The following is an 18,939-nucleotide window of genomic DNA, read 5'->3' on the forward strand; positions in this document are numbered from 1 at the left end:
GCTTTTATATAAAGATAAAAATTTTAGTTATAGTGAGGGAAATAAAGTTATTTGGTTGTATAAATGATATAATTTACATACAAAAAATGCAAATTACCTGTGTGGGGTGACACTATGGCTTTGTTTGATAACCAGATTGATATTACAAGAAATATTAAAATTATTGAATGGCTCAAAAGTGAATTGCTTACTGATGTTGCAAATTTGTTTAAAGGCTTGGTAAACGGCGTTCATGAGGAGGTATCCGAGACCTTGGCGGATACCTTGGCGAACATAATTTTAATATGTTATCTTTTAGGAAAAAGATTGGGCATTAATTATAGAGCAGTTGAAAAAAAAATTGAAAACAAGATTAGGCTTGGTCTTGTTGAAAATCACGATGTTGAGAAATACTACGGTGATTTGTCTGAGCTGGCGAAGCATCTCGACAGCTCCAGAGTAAAGAAACAAGGAGCCTGAAACAGGGAGATTTTAAATGGATAGCAAGAAACTATCACGAATTTTTATACCTAAGGCGGGATTTTACCTCTGGGTAATATTATTTCTTGTTGTGATAATTACAATATTGAATCCTTTTGTAGCTATTCCGGGATATGTTCTGTTTGTTTTTCTAGTGATTTATAACTACAAATCAACTCATATCAGAAACAGGGAAATAGCAAAGTACATAGAGACTTTGACTTTCAATATTGATTGTGCGACAAAGGATACTTTGCTCAATTTTCCTATGCCTTTGGTTCTGGCAGAGCTGGATGGAACTGCCGTATGGTATAATTCGTCTTTTAAGTGCATGTTTGACGATGACAATTTTCTTCATAAAACCATATCTGGCATTGTTGAGGATATAAAGCCTGAAATGACAGAAGGAGATTGCATTTCAATATCAAAGGATGCCGCGATAAATAATCATTACTATACTATTTTGGGAAGCTTGGTAAAGATTGATAATGATAATACTGAGCATAGTATTATTGTTATGCTGTATTTCATTGACAATACAGACTTGATAAATGAGAGACAGAAGTTTGAGGATAATAAAAATACAGTAGGCTTAATTGTTATAGACAATTATGACGACTTAATGCAAAGCATGGAGGACACTCAAAGGCCTCAGATGATGGCTGAGATTGAAAAGAGCATTTCAGCATGGTTAGCTCATACAGGCGGGGTTTTGAAGAAATTTGAACGGGATAAGTTTTTATGTATATTTGCATTTAAGTATTTAAAAGAGCTTGAAGAAAAGAAGTTTGAAATACTTGAAACAGTTAAGGAGATTCATTTCGGCAACAAGATTCCTGTAACTTTAAGCATAGGTATGGGGATAAATGCCCCAACAATACTTGAAAATATGCAGAATGCAAATGCAAGTATAGATATTGCCTTGGGACGGGGCGGAGACCATGTTGTTATTAAAGACGGTGATAATTTCAGATTTTTCGGAGGACGGACAAGAGAGCTGGAAAAGCGTACAAGGGTTAAGGCGAGAGTTATTGCCTATGCATTAAGGGGACTGATTGATCAGGCTCCGTCAGTATTGATAATGGGGCATGAGAATGCGGACATAGACTGCTTGGGTGCGGCACTTGGCATCTATAGAATTGTAAAAAGCAGAGACAAGAGAGTTAACATAGTATTAAATCACTCAAATGCAAATATTGATGCGGTATTGAATAAGCTTGGCAAGGAACCGGAATACAGCAATGTTTTTGTGGGAAGAAATGAGGCTTTTGATATTATAACAAAGAAAACTCTTTTAATAGTACTTGACACTCACAGGCCAAGCTTTACAGAAACACCGGAGCTGCTTAAAATGACAGATCAGATAGTAATAATAGATCATCACAGAAGAGGAGCAGACTATATTCAGGACGTAGTTTTATCCTATCATGAGACGTATGCATCATCAACCTGTGAGCTTGTGACAGAGTTAATGCAGTATCTGGAAGAGAAAATCAGGCTTACAAGTATAGAAACGGAAGCGTTATATGCCGGAATTGTGGTAGATACTAAAAACTTTATTTTCAAGACAGGAGTAAGAACCTTTGAAGCGGCTTCGTATTTAAGACGTCAAGGTGTTGACACGGTGTCTGTTAAACAGCTGTTTCAGAATGATTTAAAAACATATATTATAATATCAAATATAGTCAAAGATGCTGAAGTAGTGTATGATAATATTGCGATATCTATTTGCCCTTCAAACATAAAGAATGCCCAGCTTATTGCTGCGCAAGCGGCAGACCAGCTTTTAAGCCTGTCAGGACTTGTGGCGGCATTTGTGCTTAGTTCTCACGAAAATGAGACTGTTATCAGCGGAAGATCATTGGGTGAAATAAATGTTCAGATGATTCTTGAAAAGCTTGGCGGAGGAGGACACATGACTGTTGCAGGAGCACAGCTGGAGAATGTGCCTGTCGAGGAGGCGAAGGGAAGGCTCAAGAGTGCAATATATGAGTATATTGACAGCTTGAATAAAGAATAAGTTTATATATAGTTTATATTTTGTTGTTATTATTGAAGTCACGGGAGGTAAACAAATGAAGGTTATATTAAAGCAGGATGTAAAGGGTTTAGGCAAAAAAGAGCAGATGGTGGAAGCCAGCGACGGATATGCCAGGAATTTTTTATTCCCGAAGGGGTTGGCTGTTGAAGCCAGTGCTGCAAATGTGAATATAATGAAAACAAAAAAAGAAGCCGAGTCTCAGAAAAAGGAAAGAGAGATAGCTCAGGCAAAGGAGCTCGCAAAAAAAATCAAGGATATAACACTGACACTGAAGGTGAAAGCCGGAGAAAATGGAAAGCTGTTCGGTTCCATAACCAGTAAGGATGTAGCGGAAGCAATGAAGGCACAGCAAAAGCTTGAGATTGACAAAAAGAAATTGGTTATGCCGGATGCACTCAAGTCAGTTGGAACCTTTGATGTGGAGGTTAAGCTCTATCCGGAGATAAATTCAAAATTCACAGTCAAAATAGAAAGTCTTTAAATAAGAAATATACTCGATACAATGTAAAAAATAACGGAAATGGTGGAATAAGCAATGGATGTAGGCTCTCTTGGAAGAATCCCTCCTCAGAGTATAGAGGCAGAACAGTCAGTGCTGGGATCAATGCTTATTGATAAAGAAGTAGTTCCTGTAGTAATGGAGATTTTAAAGCCGGAGGACTTTTACAGACCTGACCATAGAGAAATATATAATGTTATTATAGAGCTGTTTGACAGAGCTCAGCCTATTGATTTAATAACTGTGTCAGAACGCTTGAAAACACATGGAAAGCTGGAATTAGTCGGTGGACTTGAGTATTTGTCAAATATCGCGATAGAGGTGCCGACAACTGCAAATGTAAGGCATTATTCGAAAATTGTAGAAGAAAAGGCTATTCTCAGAAGGCTTATCAAGGCTTCTTCCGATATAGTTGATTTGGGCTTTAATGCTTCTGAGGAAGTATCCTTTATTATTGATAAAGCTGAACAAAGTGTATTTGATATCTTACAGAAACGAAGCTCACAGGGATTTGTACCTATAAAGGAAGTTCTCGTAGATGCTTTTAACAAGCTGGAGGATTTATATAACAATAAGGGAAATATTACCGGAATACCAACCGGCTTTTCAGATTTGGATTATAAAACTTCAGGTCTTCATAATTCTGATCTGATTCTTGTAGCTGCCCGCCCTGCAATGGGAAAGACAGCCTTTGCATTAAATCTGGCTCAGAATGCCGCTGTACACAGTCATATACCGGTAGCGGTGTTCAGCCTTGAGATGTCGAAGGAACAGCTTGTAAACAGAATATTATGCAGCGAGGCAATGGTTGACAGTAACAGAATGAAAACCGGAAAGCTGGAGGATAATGATTGGCAAAAGGTTGCCAAGGCTTTGGCTCCTTTATCTGAAGCTCCCATTTATATTGATGACACACCGGGTGTGTCTATTACAGAGATAAGGGCAAAATGCAGAAGATTAAAGCTTGAGCATAATCTGGGGCTGGTTGTAATAGATTATTTACAGTTGATGCAGGGCAGCGGTAAAAAGGGCGGAGACAACAGGCAGCAGGAGATATCGGAAATATCAAGGTCATTAAAGATATTGGCAAAGGAAATAAATGTCCCTGTTATTTGTTTGTCACAGCTAAGCCGTGCACCCGAAGCCAGAACTGACCACAGGCCGATACTCAGTGACCTCAGAGAGTCAGGGGCCATAGAGCAGGATGCTGATATAGTAATGTTTTTATACAGAGATGATTATTACAATCCGGAGACAGAAAAGAAAAATATAGCTGAGCTGATAATTGCAAAGCATAGAAATGGTTCAACTGGAACAGTAGAGTTGGTGTGGCTTGGACAATATACCAAGTTTGCGAATCTGGAAAAATTTAGACAATAAGCAGGCGGTAATGGGAAAATGGTCATACTGAAACAGGTTCTGGACACAATTGAAAAAAACAATCTTATTGAGTATGGAGATGGTATAGTTGTAGGCATATCGGGAGGATATGACTCTGTATGCCTACTCCATATTTTATATCATATTTCTGATGAGTTTAGATTAAGGCTGTTTCCTGTGCATGTCAATCATATGCTTAGAGGCTCTGAAGCGTTGAGGGATGAAAGCTTTGTGGAAGGCCTTTGCTTGTCATTAGGGCTTAACCCGCATATTAAAAGAATAGATATTGCTCAGAAGGCAAAAAATGATAAGGTTTCAATTGAGGAAGCAGGAAGAAATGCAAGATATGATGAATTCAGGAGTGTTGCGTTGGAAAATTCCGCATCCAAAATTGCAGTTGCACATTCCAGAAATGATCAGGCTGAGACAATTCTTATGAGAATTTTCAGGGGAACAGGGCTGGAAGGTCTCAAGGGTATAGAGTACAAAAGAGATAATATTATAAGACCTTTATTGGATATAGACAGGCTGCAGATTGAGGACTATGTCAACGGAAATGACCTCAAGGCTGTTACTGACAGCTCAAATATGCATACAGACTATTTTAGAAACAGGATTAGACTCAATGTTCTTCCGGAAATTAATAGTGCTGCCAAAATGGATGTCACAGAAAATTTACTTAGATTATCAAAATTAGTAGTGACAGATGAGGATTTTTTACGGTATAATGCAGAAATAGCATATAAAAAAGTATGCAAAAACAAAAATTCATGCATTGTCGAGCTGGATTTGGCAGAATTATCGGAAATGCATCAGGCCATAATGTGCAGAATACTTAGAATGGCTGTTTCAGACAGCTGTGGAAGTATGACGGGCATAGGATTTGTTCATATTGAAAAGCTTATATGGTTAATAAGGAATGGGCAGACAGGTTCACGCATTGATATTCCGCATGGAATAACAGCTATAAAGTCGTATACCTCAATAATTATAAAAAAAAAGAAAGAAGAGAGTATGCAAGGCTTTGCGTACGGGCTTGAAATACCGGGGGAACTGGAGTTAACTGATATTAAAGCTGTTATTAAAATTCAAGCACTTAGTTTCCCTTCAAATCAAGGCTGTCTTGAGTTTGTTAATAAAAATAAGGGAGCTTACACACAATTTTTTGATTTCAATAGAATTGAAGCGGCAAAAAATTTGGATATTATGGTAAGGAATAGGCAGAACGGTGATATATTCAAACCGTTAAACTCAAATGGAACTAAAAAGCTGAAAGAGTATTTTATAGACAACAAAATTCCTAGAGAAGAAAGAAATAAATTTCCTTTAATTGCTATAAATAAGGAGATAATTTGGATTATAGGAAATAAAACAAGTGATAATTATAAAGTAACTGATAATACTAAATCTGTATTGATGATTGATTTTATAAAAATGAAATGAATAGTTAAATATTACAGCTTTTAAGCATAAAATGATTTAGAATATAATTTGTCAGCAAAAATAATCATAATTAAAAATATCTATTCACTGCTATTGATACAATATTTTAAGGGGGATTTGTAACAAATGATGGAAGTAATTGAACGTGTTTTAATTTCCAAAGGAGAACTTGACAGGCAGGCTGAAGAGCTTGGACGCCGTATTTCCGAGGATTATGCAGGTAAGGAGCTTGTTATAATCGGAGTATTAAAGGGCGGCTTTATTTTTCTTGCAGATTTGGCAAGGAAGATTACTATTCCTGTTGATTTGGATTTTATGTCGGTTTCCAGTTATGGTGATTCGTCAAAGTCATCAGGAGTTGTTAAAATAATTAAGGATGTGGATACAAATATAGGCGGTAAACATGTTCTTATAGTTGAAGATATTATTGACACAGGACTTACGCTTAATCACCTTGTCGAGCTGTTAAAAACCAGAGGTCCGTTAAGTGTAAAAATATGCGCCGCATTAGATAAGCCTTCAAAGAGAAAGGCAAATGTACAGGTGGATTACAAGGGAATAGAGATACCAGATGAATTTGTAGTAGGTTATGGTTTGGATTATGCAGGGAAATACAGAAACATTCCCGAGGTATGCATTCTTAAAAAAGAAATATACATGAAATAGAACAGAATTTAAACATAAATTGCCTTTATTGTGTTTTATAAATGTATATGCTAATATAATATATACTATATTGGGTTGAAAAATAATCCATTTGAAATAAGAATTAATAGATTATTTAGTTTAAAATGAGCGAAAAATTGGTATTTAAGTATAGACCAAATTAAAACGTAGGTTTGCAGTTTTACATTGTAGAATACAGATTAATGACTTGCGGGCTGCAATTTGGTACCTTGGCTATCATAAGGAGGGAGATTTTTGAAATATATTAAGGGTATCAGCTTTTATATAATTATTTTTATAGTAATTATAGTAATAATTACATTCTATCAAACATCTGACAGTCCGACAAAGATGGTTTATTCAGATTTGCTGACACAGATGAGCGCCGGAAATGTAAAGAGTGTAGAGCTGCAGACTGACAATGCTACGGTAGTACTGAAAAAGCCTTTGGAGGAAAATAGTAAGGTTACTAAGTATGTAGTTGTTGTTCCGCCGGATGTTACTTCTGCATCTAATAGATTTACAGAAGCATATGAAAATAAACAGATTGAAAGGTATACTGTTGTTACGCCGCCGCAAGCACCTTGGTGGGTATCAATTTTACCGACTGTCGGGTTTTTGATAATACTTATTCTAATATGGTTTTTCTTTATCCAGCAATCTCAAGGAGGAGGCGGAGGCAACAGGGTTATGTCTTTCGGCAAAAGCCGAGCCAAGCTTTCTGTTGACGATAAGAAAAAGGTCACATTTGAGAATGTTGCGGGAGCAGATGAGGAAAAAGAGGAGCTTGCTGAAATAGTTGAGTTTTTGAAGGCACCGAAAAAATTCGTAGAGCTTGGAGCAAGAATCCCTAAGGGTGTGCTTTTGGTAGGACCTCCCGGAACTGGTAAAACCCTGTTGGCGAAGGCGGTTTCAGGAGAAGCCGGAGTTCCGTTTTTCAGCATAAGCGGTTCAGACTTTGTAGAAATGTTTGTAGGTGTGGGAGCATCCAGAGTGCGTGATTTGTTTGAACAGGCAAAGAAGAACGCGCCATGTATTGTATTTATTGATGAAATTGATGCAGTGGGCAGACATAGAGGGGCAGGCATGGGCGGCGGCCATGATGAAAGAGAGCAGACGCTTAACCAGCTGCTTGTTGAAATGGATGGTTTTGGAATAAATGAGGGAGTCATAATACTGGCGGCAACAAACAGACCTGATATTCTGGATCCTGCACTTTTAAGACCGGGACGTTTTGACAGAAGAGTTGTTGTAGGACTGCCAGATATACGAGGCAGGGAACAGATTTTGAAGGTTCATTCAAGGGGCAAGCCATTAGAGGGTGACGTTAAGTTGGATGACCTTGCAAGAATTACACCCGGTTTTACAGGTGCTGATTTGGAGAACTTGCTGAATGAAGCTGCATTACTTACAGCCAGAGCAAACAAGAAGAAAATAGGGCATGATGAAATTAAAGAAGCAGCCTTTAAGGTTATGATGGGACCTGAGAAGAAGAGCCGTGTTATGAGTGAGATTGACAAGAAGGTGACCGCTTTTCATGAGGCCGGGCATGCAATAGCTATAAAGCTGGTATCAAAGACACAGAAGGTTGACAGGGTATCCATTATTCCTGCCGGAATGGCCGGAGGATATACTGCAAGCAGGCCGCAGGAGGATAAAAGCTATCACACGAAATCACAGCTTATTGAAGAGATAATAATTGCTTTGGGAGGAAGAGCAGCCGAAGAAATTGTTATGAATGAAGTAAGTACAGGTGCGTCAAGTGACCTGAAAAAGGTTAATCAAATAGCGAGAAATATGGTTACCAAGTATGGAATGAGCGATAAGCTGGGCAATATGATTTTCGGCAATGAAAATGATGAGGTTTTCCTTGGCAGAGATTATGGTCATACCAGCAATATTAGTGATGAGATTGCCGGAATTATTGACAACGAGGTTAAACAAATAATTGATAATGCTTACGAGAAGACTATTAATTTATTAAAAGAAAATATTGATAAACTCAACAGACTGGCTCAGACTCTTCTTGAAAAGGAAAAGGTAGAGGGCGCCGAGTTTGAAGCGATTTTTGAGGGCTCGGTATTGGATTCTGCTCCCCAGCCACAGCTGGAGAGCTAGTATAAAGGCTTTAAGGATTAAGCTGATATTTCACATCCATGTTCTGCATGGAGCTTATATCAGAGGACTTTAAGTATTGAAGCATATAAGGAGGCTGTTCACATCAAGAGAGCGGCCTCTTTAAGTTATATATTTGACAGATAAGCGAAAACTCGGCGTGGGAGGTTAGCTTGAAAGACGTTAGCTACAGTTGCGAAAATACTAGCGTACCTCCACGAAAGCTTTACCAAATTTTTTTGCCGAAAATTCGGCGTGGGAGGTTAGTATGGAGATTAATCTTGGAATGACAGGAAGTGCAGAAATTACAGTAGATGGCAATATTACGGCAAAAGCGATGGGCAGCGGTGATTTAGAGGTGCTTGCAACTCCTGCACTGGTAGCACTTATGGAAAAGGCGGCAACTATTGCCGTAAAAGAAGGGTTACCTGATGGGAGCTCTACAGTCGGAACACAAATAAATATCAGGCATTTGGCTGCAACACCTGTAGGTATGAAGGTAACCGCAAGGGCAACTTTGGCTGAAGCTGATGGGAAACGGTTATTGTTTACGGTTGAAGCCTTTGACAGCAAAGAAAAAATAGGGGAAGGTCAGCATGAAAGATTTATAATTACAATTGATAGGTTTATGAATAAAGCTAACGGGAAAAAACAATAAACCCAATTACAAATAAAAGTAAAATATAAAAAAATATAACAATTTTTATTTTTTGTATTGACCTTTAAAGATATTCGTGGTTAAATAAATATGAAAAGTAAATATTTAGTCCTTATCAAGATAGGTGGAGGGAACGGCCCGATGAAACCTGGCAACCAGCATTTATGTATGGTGCCAATTCCTGCAGGCTTTGCCTGAAAGATGAGGGGTGTTCATTGTAATGACAAACATGACAAACCTCGAAAGAGGTTTTTTTATTGCCAAAAATAATGAAAATATCCTCGATAGAAAGCAGTTTTGGTTTGAAAAACCCAAGCTATCGGTCAATGACATCGGCTTTTAGCCGATAGTAATTGACTTGCAAAGTTTTAAATGAGAGAAACGTTGGCGCAGTAATTTAAATTAATGGTATACAAGGAGGAAACAAAATGTCAAAAAGACTATTTACGTCAGAGTCAGTAACTGAGGGACATCCCGATAAAATGTGCGACCAGATTTCAGACGCAGTATTAGACGCAATTTATGAGCAGGATCCGCAGGCAAGAGTTGCTTGTGAAACAGCAGTAGCAACAGGTATGGTTATGGTTATGGGTGAAATATCCACAAAGTGCTATGTAGACATTCCAAAGATAGTCAGAAATACTATAAGAGAAATAGGTTATGACAGAGCGAAATATGGATTTGACTGTGACACCTGTGCGGTTCTTACATCTATAGATGAGCAGTCAGCCGATATTGCATTGGGTGTTGATAAGGCACTGGAAGCAAAAGCAGGTGAGATGGGTGAGGAACAGCTTCAGGCTATTGGAGCAGGAGATCAGGGCATGATGTTTGGTTATGCATGTGATGAAACTCCCGAATTGATGCCTATGCCTGTCACTTTAGCTCATAAGCTTTCAAGAAAATTAAGCGAGATCAGAAAAAATAAAGTAGTAAGCTATCTCAGGCCTGACGGGAAATCTCAGGTTACGGTTGAGTACGACGGAGATAAGCCTGTTAGAGTAGATGCAGTCGTTATTTCAACTCAGCACAGTGCGGAAGTAAGTCATGAAACAATTGAAAAGGATATAATGGAATATGTTATAAAACCTGTTATTCCGGCAGAGCTTTTAGACGAAAATACCAAATACTTTATTAATCCTACCGGCAGGTTTGTTGTAGGAGGCCCTCAGGGAGATTCAGGACTTACAGGCAGAAAGATAATTGTTGATACATATGGAGGATATGCAAGACATGGCGGCGGAGCCTTTTCAGGAAAGGATCCTACTAAGGTTGACCGTTCGGCAGCTTATGCAGCCAGATATGTTGCAAAAAATATTGTTGCCGCAGGCATTGCAAAGAAGTGTGAGGTGCAGATTGCGTATGCCATAGGTGTTGCTAAACCGGTATCCGTACTTGTTGATACATTTGGAACTGCGGTTATCCCTGAAGAAAAAATTTCTGAGCTGGTAAACCGGCATTTTGACTTGAGACCGGCTGCAATAATAAAAGCTTTGGATTTGAGAAGGCCGATATACAGGAAAACTGCAGCTTATGGTCATTTTGGAAGACAGGATGCGGAGTTTACGTGGGAAAAGACAGATGTTGCCGCAGTATTGAGGAAGGAAGCAGGACTGTAATAAGGGTAAATTGATTAAGCTTTATTAAACGAATGCAAAATAGAGGGCTGTATTTCATGATTGAATGGAATGCAGCCCTTAAAATATTATCAAGAATATGCAATTTATATTAGATATAGCTCACCAAGATTTATTGCTGAAATTAACTGATGCAACCTATTCCAATATTTGTGAGACTAATACCTGCTGATTCCTCTGAATCTGGCTCTGTAACATAAATGAATTAAATTTCATAGGATAAAATACCAGTGAGTTTATGAATGGAAACTTGAAAACCTAAAGTTGTTAAACCATAATGAGTTTTCAGGCAGTATAGGTGGATGAGGCGGTCAGAGCTGCATGTCTATACGAGATATTATTATAAATTTTGTGTCTGAATAGGTCATGGAGGTTAGCTAAAGAATTTTACATACAGGTATTAAAAGGCTGTAATACCTATGCGAGGCAGAGATTTTCCGAGAAGTCTTTATCAAATTTTTGTGCCGGAAGCTCGGCGTGGGAGGTTATTATGGATATAAATTATGCGATACTTTCCTTGTTTGCTATGTACGGAATGATAAGCCTGTTTATAAATATTTATAAGATGATAGGAAGAAAAAAATACTTTGTTGAAAATGCAAACATTGTATTATTGGTAAACAATCAGGAGCAGAATATAGAAAGGATGATAAGAGAAGCCATGGAAAGCAGGTTTGTACGGAATATTGCCATAAATGGAAGCTTTGTTGTGGTAGATATGGACTCCAAGGATGAGACGCTTAAACTATTAAAGAAGCTTGAGAATCAATTCCCTCTTATGGAGGTATGTTCCTTTGATGAAAGGGAATGTGTATTTTTTAAGGAATAGAAGCAGAAGGTTAGAATACATAAATGAAAGTATAATCTGCGGAGATACTTTATTCGGGTTTTATAAATTACTGCGTCACAGCAACAGCTTCAAAGACAATTTTTAATCTCTGATAGGATTAATTGGTATATTGCTGTAATAATTAAAATGGGTTAATATAAGTAATGTAGTTTATCACTTTTTATGCCTTGAGCACAGCGAAAGGAATGATAGATAATATGGCGACAGGACAATTTCAACAGCAAAGATGGTCTTTTGAAAGCTATGCTGTAGGAACTGATTTGAAAATCATCGGAAGATTTGATTATAAAATATATGAGAATACGGAAAACGGGTACAAAATCTATACTTTTGAAATAGAGAAGATTATTGATGAGGATGATTTTGAACATGAGGTCCAGGAACAAATAAGCGTAACAGGCTATTATGATGTAAATGAGCATTGTTCTGTATTGCCGTGCAAGATTGTGGGAACTGTAGGAGTATATAAGGGAGAGAAGCAGCTGAAGGCAGAAGCGGTTGAGTTTATTGAACCTGCTACTGATGAAGGTATAATATCCTTTTTGTCCTGTGGAATTATAAAGGGTGTCGGTGAAAAAACAGCAAGAAATATTGTTCAGGGATATGCAACTCCGAGGGGATATGTAGATGGTTTTGGCAGTAAAACCCTTGAGGTTATCAAGAATGATCCTCTGCTGCTGGTCAGGATACGCGGAATTAACAGCGACAAGGCACAGGTTATACACGATTCATATATGGAAAATATGGAGTATCAGAATGTGATGATATTTTTCCAGCGCTTTGGAGTATCTTCTGCAAAAGCCATGAAAATATATAATGCATATAAAGGGACCTCTATTGCTGTTGCAGAGGAAAACCCGTATATGTTTGCTAACATCAAGGGGTTTGGTTTCAAAATTTGTGATGAAATAGCAAAAAAGTTAGGTATAGACACACACTCCATATTCAGGCTTGAGTCAGCTTTGAAAAGTGTTTTGGAGAGCTCAGAAATGGAAGGGCATTGCTTTTTATTTAAGGACAAGCTTACAGAATTGACGGCAAAGGCTCTTAGTGACGGAGCAGATATAATTGAAGAGGGTGAGCTTGAAGAAGCCTTCGGCAGGATGCTGCATTCCGGTGCCCTCGTAAGCAAAGCTTATTCGGAAGAGGATGAAAGTCTTGAAGCCGTGTATACCAGAGAAATGTACAAGCTGGAATATGAGGCGGCATTGGCTATAAAGAATATATGCCGTTCCCGGGCATTTGAAAAAATATGTGATGTAGACATGCTTATAAACGAATTTGAGCATGCAAAGGGTTTTGCTCTTGAGGAAATGCAAAAGGAGGCTGTTAAGGCTGTATTCTCAACAAATATGCTCATACTGACAGGATCTGCCGGAAGCGGTAAAACGACTACGGTTGAATGCATGATTTATGTCCTTAAGAGATATTTTGAGAATAAGGAAGAAATGAGCTTTATGCTTGCTGCTCCGACAGGAAAGGCAGCAAAAAGGCTGACGGAGATTACAGGCTTTGAGGCAATGACAATACATAGACTGCTGCAGTTTTCATATGAGAATAAAGGTTTTTTTTACAGACAGGGAAATGAGCTTCCGTATGACTTGATAGTTGTAGATGAAAGCTCCATGCTCAGTATTGATTTGGCTCATGCACTGTTTACCGCGATTTCACCTGGGACAACAGTTGTTTTAATAGGGGATACGCAGCAGCTTCCGTCAGTAGGAGCCGGTAATGTTCTGGATGATATAATAAGAAGTGAAGCGGTAAAGGTAGTAAAATTAGATGTTATAAAAAGGCAGGCTGACGGATCGGGTATTATAACAAACGCCAATAAAATAATAAACGGAGAAATGCCTGAGATAATCAATGCAAACAAGGACTTCTTTATTATTGAAGAAGAGGATAAAAACAGAGTTGTCAAAAAAACATTAGAGGCAGTAACAAGACTTATGACGGCATACAATTATACTATTGACGACATACAGGTTATATGCCCTCAGAAAACTTCGGAAATAGGCACTTATGAAATGAACAAGGCTATGCAGAAAATGGTAAATCCTGCTGCTGACGGGAAAGCAGAGATTAAGAGAGGAAACAGCGTTTTCAGGGAAGGTGACAAGGTTATTCATTTGAGTAATAATTATGAAGCGCCTCACTATAAAAAAGATTTGTTGGGAAGATATGTTGCCGAGGAAAGCTGTGGAGTTTTTAACGGGGATATCGGGAAGATTATTGAAATCTCCAAGATAGAGGATGTGGCAGCAAATTCAGAGGAAGAGGAATACGGCGGTATATCAGACAATAAAGCGGCCGATGAAAAAAGAGTAGCAGTACAATATGATGATTTTATTATCATATATCAAATAAGTCAGCTTGAAGAAATAGATTTAGCTTACAGCTTAACTGTTCATAAAATGCAGGGCTCACAATGTGAAGCGGCTATAATTCTTTGCCATATCAGAAATTTTATTATGCTTAATAGGAATCTTGGGTATACGGCAGTTACAAGAGCAAAAAAAATGGCGTGCATTATTGGTCAGAAAAGAGCTGTGAAAATCATGGTTTCCAATGTTAAGATTAATGAACGAAACTCAATGCTGTGCGAATTATTGAGGATATAATGTTTTATTGCATAACTCTGTAAATTGGTGTAAACTATAAATAAAGACAGATTTTCTTAAAGTCAATTATTATCGGCAAAAAGCGGTATATCGCCTTGATATTTATTGCACAAAGGTTTTCAGCAGCAATTGACTTTGCAACGGGGAAGTGATTTTATAAGCTTAATTGAGTATGTTTTTCCTCCGCGCTGTGTTTTCTGTAATGAAATATTAACGGCAGGAGTGCCGATATACATATGTGGAAAATGCGCAAAAAAGATTGGATATTATAATAACTGTATTAATTCTCTAAATCTGCCGGGGAATATGGAAACCTACTGTGACGGAATGATTTGTGTCGGCAGATATTCCGGCGGTCTTAAAAGTTCCCTGAAAAGATTTAAGTTTAACAGCAAGCCTTCTTATTACCGTGCTTTTGGGAAGCTTTTGGCGCTGAAAGTTCAAAACACAATACATTCAGAGAAAATAGATATGGTTGTTCCAGTCCCGCTTTATAGATATAAGCAAAAGCTACGGGGATATAATCAAGCCGAATTAATTGCAAAGTATGCTGCAGAACAGCTTAAATTGCCATTTGCAGGAGGCGTCTTAGTCAAGACTTCGGAATCAAAGAGCCAAAGTGCTTTAAACAGAAATGAAAGGTTAATTAATGTTGAAGGATTATTTAAGGTGATAAAGGCAGAGAGCATATCTGATAAAAACATATTATTGGTAGATGATATTATTACTACAGGAAGTACTGTAAACCAGAGCAGCAAAGCTTTAAAGCTAGCTGGTGCAAGCCGTATTATTGCCGGAGTTATTGCAACGACCAGAAATTATTAATAATCGTAAGAATATGTGATATTTTTGGATATAAAATTTTTATAGGGGAGGTAATTTATATGCCAGATATCAGAAACTGCAGAAGATGCGGAAGGATGTACAATTATTTGGGCGGACCGCCGATATGTCCTGACTGTAAGAAGGCGGATGAGGAGGTTTTTAAAAGGGTAAAGGATTATTTATATGACAATCCGGGAGCGACATTGTCTCAGGTATCCATGGAATGTGATGTAAGTGTGGAAAAAATAAAGCTGTTTTTAAAAGAAGGACGCCTTGAGATAACAGACGGTGCAAACATAATTCTTGAATGTGAAAGATGCGGAAAAGCAATAAAGACAGGAAGATTTTGTGATTCATGCCAGCACGAGGTGACAAACGATATTGCAGGAGTAGCTCCAAGGCCGCCTGAAAGGCCGAAGGAAGCTCTTACAGAGGCGAAGAGAAAGGAACAGGGCTTACGTTATCTTAACAAAAACCACTAATTGATATTGCTGTTTTTAAGCGAGGTGAGTAATAGTACCTCGCTTTATGTTTGTAACAGTATATTCCCAAAGGATATATTCCCCAAGCTATTTTTGTTGATATTATTGTCATAGATAGCTTTTTTTGTGGGAAATTAAAAGCAATACTAAATAAATCTTTCAAACTGACGATAATAATTATATAAGACTTTTGTTATCGTGTGTTTCATGGAAAGTGGGTGTTTATATGAAAATTACCGGAGATATTTATAATGTGGCCAAGGTTTACAATAAACAGAAATCTGTTGGAAATATTGCTAAAGCCGGTCAAGTTGTACCTAAGAAGGATGTTGTGTCAATTTCAAATGATGCAAGAGACTTCCAGACAGTCTCAAAGGCTTTGAAGGATGTACCTGACATCAGGCAGAATAAGGTTGACGAATTTGCGGATTTATACAGATCCGGAGGATACGACATCAGTGGAAAAGAGATTTTAGAAAAAATAGGAAAGTCTGTAATGGATAAAAAGGCGTAATTTTTATTGTTATTTAGAGCTTAATGCTCGGAGGTGTATGAATGGTAGCAACGCTGACAAAACAACTGGCTGATGTACTTAATCAGGAAAACGAGATATATGAGACACTTTCTAAGATATCAAATAATAAGACCGAATTAGTTGTTGGCGGTAAGGTAAATGAATTAGAGAATATTACCAGGATTGAACAATCCTTAGTTATTAAAATAGCCAAGCTTGAGGATGATAGAGAAAAGCTTGTTGATAAATTATGCGCCTTACTTGGTGCAAGAGCTGAGGATATAACTATTTCAGCTCTTGTAGAAAGATTAGGACAAGATCAGGCAGATGAACTGAAGGCTTGTCAGGCCAAAATTATAAATACAATTAAAAATTTGAAAAAAACAAATGATTTGAATGCAAAGCTTATAAAAAATTCACTTGAATATATAGATTTTTCAATTAACATGATGACCAGTATTGATACTGTGAACAATAGTTACGGAAGTTCGGGCTTCTCAGGGGAAGCAAAAAAGAGGAATTTCTTTGATATGAAGCTTTAACATATAAAAATATCAGTTGTATTTTATTGAATTATTTTTTAGGGGGACAGCACATGGCTGTAGGATTTTCAAGTTATCAAATAGCTCGTTCGGGATTAAAGGTAAGCGAAAGAGGCTTATTCGTAACCGGGCATAATATAGCTAACGCAGATACGGCCGGATATGTGAGGCAGCAGGCCATTATTGAGACCAGTCCGTATCAGACTGTTTACGGCAAAAATAATAAAACCTTTCAATACGGATTGGGTGCGGATATTCAAGAAACGCGACAAATTAGAAATACCTTCCTTGATATTATTTACAGACAGGAGAACACGTCCCTCGGATATTATCAGACCCGAAGCTCTGCAATAGAGGATATAGAAGCTATATTAAATGATCCTATGGGTGATGGTCTCCAGAAGGTAATGAACCAATTCTGGGATTCATGGCAAGAGCTCTCAAAGGCACCGGAAAGCTTGACTGTAAGAGCATTGGTAAGAGAGAGGGGTCAGGCTGTTGTTTATTATTTCAATCAGGTGGGCTCGCAGCTGGACAGGCTTCAAAATGATTTAAATTCTGAGATACAGGTACAAATAGATGAGGTAAACAGAATAACAAGCCAGATAGCAGCGCTTAATCAAAGGATTGCTTCAGAGGAAATAGCCGGAGACAGTGCCAATGATTTCAGGGATCAGAGGAATTTGCTGCTTGATAAGCTGTCTTATATTTGTGATGCCAAGGCAAATGAAATGCAGGACGGTCAGGTGGATGTTACCTTGGGGGGATATCTTCTTGTGTCAAAAGGAAGCTCAAAGAATTTGTATGTTAAACCAAGCAGCGAAAATGGTAACTTTTATTATCCGATGCTTGAAGGTACTGAAACTCAGATTAATATAAAAAGCGGTAAATTAAAAGGGCTGATGGAATCACGAGGAGAGGTTTCCGGGATTAAAGGAAACTATGCGAATGGCACACCGAATGAAAAAATTGATATTACCTTTGCTGTTGATGCATCTTTAGGTTCGACAGAGCTGAGAGCTCAAATCGGTTCATATGTTGATGGTTTAGAAAAGTCAGGTGTTGACTATAACATCAGATTTGTTTCAATGGGCAGTACTTCAAGTGTTTACAATGATATGGTATATACTTCTGATAATATAGATGATTTTTTAAATGATACTGCGGGACTTGATGCATTTTTTTCTGCTACAGCTGCAGATGGAAATTTTGATGGACTGATAACTACATTGGAAGGATTAAATTCAACGGAGAGCTTCAGAACGAAGGCTGCAAAGGTTACCTATGTGCTTTCAAACATGAGTATTAACGGCAATAATGGTACCCCTGTTACTGCCGAAGATGCTGCAGGCTATATAAATAGATTGAATGCTATCGGTATGAAGACATGTATTGCAACAACCGAGGATTATGAAAATCAGGGTGAAGATGTATTGGAAGAAGGATGGAGTACAATAGCTTATGGAACAGGCGGAGAGGTATTGGCAATAGGAACAGACGCAGATAGCTATGACAGCTTGCTTTCAGATCTAAACAGCGATACAAGGCTGACTGTCAATGGCAGTATGAGCAACGTTTCATCATCTACCAATATTGTATCTGATTTAAAAATAAAACTGAATTCTTTATTAAATTCCATGATAAGAGAAGTCAATTATTTGTCAAGCACAGGATTTACTTTAGACGGTAATTCCGGTGTAAATTTCTTTAAAGCAATTGATGATGATTATCCCATAGAAATGGGAAACTTTACTTTGAGTGACGAACTGGCAGGGGATAAGGGGCTGAATAACATTGTTGCTTCATCTACTAATGCAGTGGGAGACAATACAATTTCAAGGCTCATTGCCAATCTGAGAAATAAGGATTTATTGGAGGATGCTTCGGGAGAGGTCAGTATTGATGAGTATTATAGAGCAATTATACTTGATATAGGAAATCAGGGCTCTGAAGCAGTTACTGCTGCAAATAACCAGCAGACACTTGTTTTGTCGGCAGATGAACAGAGAACTGCCATATCAGGAGTAGCTATGGATGAAGAATTGTCAAATATGATGAAGTATAAGTTTGCTTATGATGCATCCTCCAGAGTTCTTAATATAATTGACTCTATGATAGACAAAATAGTAAACTCCATGGGAGTGGTTGGAAGGTAAAATTAATTATTGACAAAAAGCTGGTAACTTAGTTTTAACAAGAAACTTCCC

General features: G+C 37.9%; 17 protein-coding genes and 1 riboswitch. All 17 genes read left to right on the forward strand.

Annotation, left to right across the window (positions count from 1 at the left end; genetic code table 11):
• Positions 1 to 114: 114 nt before the first annotated feature.
• The 17 genes from LY28_RS04505 (at position 115) to flgK (ending at position 18,888) form a co-directional block, all read left to right on the forward strand.
• Positions 115 to 459 carry a MazG-like family protein gene (locus tag LY28_RS04505; RefSeq protein WP_110460988.1) on the forward strand — a complete coding sequence of 115 codons (345 nt, stop codon included), beginning with the start codon at positions 115 to 117 and terminating at the stop codon, positions 457 to 459.
• A 16-nt stretch (positions 460 to 475) separates the two neighbouring features.
• A complete protein-coding gene (locus tag LY28_RS04510) occupies positions 476 to 2,479 on the forward strand; it encodes a DHH family phosphoesterase (protein ID WP_110460989.1) in 2,004 nt (667 codons plus the stop codon).
• Positions 2,480 to 2,534: 55 nt separating this feature from the next.
• A complete protein-coding gene (gene rplI, locus LY28_RS04515; protein WP_110460990.1) occupies positions 2,535 to 2,981 on the forward strand; it encodes a 50S ribosomal protein L9 in 447 nt (148 codons plus the stop codon).
• Positions 2,982 to 3,035: 54 nt separating this feature from the next.
• Positions 3,036 to 4,379: a replicative DNA helicase gene (gene dnaB, locus LY28_RS04520; RefSeq protein ID WP_110460991.1), complete on the forward strand. Its 1,344-nt coding sequence runs from the start codon at positions 3,036 to 3,038 to the stop codon at positions 4,377 to 4,379.
• A gap of 18 nt (positions 4,380 to 4,397) precedes the next feature.
• Entirely contained in the window at positions 4,398 to 5,822 is a 1,425-nt protein-coding gene (gene tilS, locus LY28_RS04525; RefSeq protein WP_110460992.1) for a tRNA lysidine(34) synthetase TilS, read from the forward strand.
• Positions 5,823 to 5,951: 129 nt separating this feature from the next.
• Positions 5,952 to 6,488: a hypoxanthine phosphoribosyltransferase gene (hpt, locus tag LY28_RS04530; RefSeq protein ID WP_110461104.1), complete on the forward strand. Its 537-nt coding sequence runs from the start codon at positions 5,952 to 5,954 to the stop codon at positions 6,486 to 6,488.
• Positions 6,489 to 6,743: 255 nt separating this feature from the next.
• Positions 6,744 to 8,606, forward strand: a complete 1,863-nt coding sequence (gene ftsH / locus LY28_RS04535; RefSeq protein WP_110460993.1) for an ATP-dependent zinc metalloprotease FtsH — start codon at positions 6,744 to 6,746, stop codon at positions 8,604 to 8,606.
• Between the two features lie 265 nt (positions 8,607 to 8,871).
• Positions 8,872 to 9,261 carry a thioesterase family protein gene (locus LY28_RS04540; protein ID WP_110460994.1) on the forward strand — a complete coding sequence of 130 codons (390 nt, stop codon included), beginning with the start codon at positions 8,872 to 8,874 and terminating at the stop codon, positions 9,259 to 9,261.
• A 109-nt stretch (positions 9,262 to 9,370) separates the two neighbouring features.
• Positions 9,371 to 9,469: riboswitch (SAM riboswitch) on the forward strand.
• 12 nt (positions 9,470 to 9,481) lie between these two features.
• Entirely contained in the window at positions 9,482 to 9,604 is a 123-nt protein-coding gene (locus LY28_RS19660; protein WP_278302676.1) for a hypothetical protein, read from the forward strand.
• 85 nt (positions 9,605 to 9,689) lie between these two features.
• Complete coding sequence (gene metK, locus LY28_RS04545) at positions 9,690 to 10,880, forward strand: methionine adenosyltransferase (RefSeq protein WP_110460995.1); 1,191 nt, start codon at positions 9,690 to 9,692, stop codon at positions 10,878 to 10,880.
• 508 nt (positions 10,881 to 11,388) lie between these two features.
• The gene (locus LY28_RS04550; protein WP_242981146.1) at positions 11,389 to 11,727 is read left to right on the forward strand and encodes a glycosyltransferase family 2 protein; all 339 of its coding nucleotides are present in this window, start codon (positions 11,389 to 11,391) and stop codon (positions 11,725 to 11,727) included.
• A gap of 218 nt (positions 11,728 to 11,945) precedes the next feature.
• A complete protein-coding gene (recD2, locus tag LY28_RS04555; protein WP_110460996.1) occupies positions 11,946 to 14,369 on the forward strand; it encodes an SF1B family DNA helicase RecD2 in 2,424 nt (807 codons plus the stop codon).
• Positions 14,370 to 14,504: 135 nt separating this feature from the next.
• Positions 14,505 to 15,194, forward strand: coding sequence for a ComF family protein (locus LY28_RS04560; RefSeq protein ID WP_242981148.1), 690 nt, complete (start codon positions 14,505 to 14,507; stop codon positions 15,192 to 15,194).
• Positions 15,195 to 15,253: 59 nt separating this feature from the next.
• Positions 15,254 to 15,676 carry a MerR family transcriptional regulator gene (locus LY28_RS04565; RefSeq protein ID WP_110460997.1) on the forward strand — a complete coding sequence of 141 codons (423 nt, stop codon included), beginning with the start codon at positions 15,254 to 15,256 and terminating at the stop codon, positions 15,674 to 15,676.
• A gap of 226 nt (positions 15,677 to 15,902) precedes the next feature.
• Positions 15,903 to 16,190: a flagellar biosynthesis anti-sigma factor FlgM gene (locus LY28_RS04570; protein WP_110460998.1), complete on the forward strand. Its 288-nt coding sequence runs from the start codon at positions 15,903 to 15,905 to the stop codon at positions 16,188 to 16,190.
• Positions 16,191 to 16,231: 41 nt separating this feature from the next.
• A complete protein-coding gene (locus LY28_RS04575; protein WP_110460999.1) occupies positions 16,232 to 16,732 on the forward strand; it encodes a flagellar protein FlgN in 501 nt (166 codons plus the stop codon).
• Between the two features lie 53 nt (positions 16,733 to 16,785).
• Complete coding sequence (flgK, locus tag LY28_RS04580; RefSeq protein ID WP_110461000.1) at positions 16,786 to 18,888, forward strand: flagellar hook-associated protein FlgK; 2,103 nt, start codon at positions 16,786 to 16,788, stop codon at positions 18,886 to 18,888.
• Positions 18,889 to 18,939: the final 51 nt, after the last annotated feature.

Source organism: Ruminiclostridium sufflavum DSM 19573 (assembly GCF_003208175.1).
In the GTDB taxonomy this organism is placed as follows: domain Bacteria; phylum Bacillota; class Clostridia; order Acetivibrionales; family DSM-1351; genus Ruminiclostridium; species Ruminiclostridium sufflavum.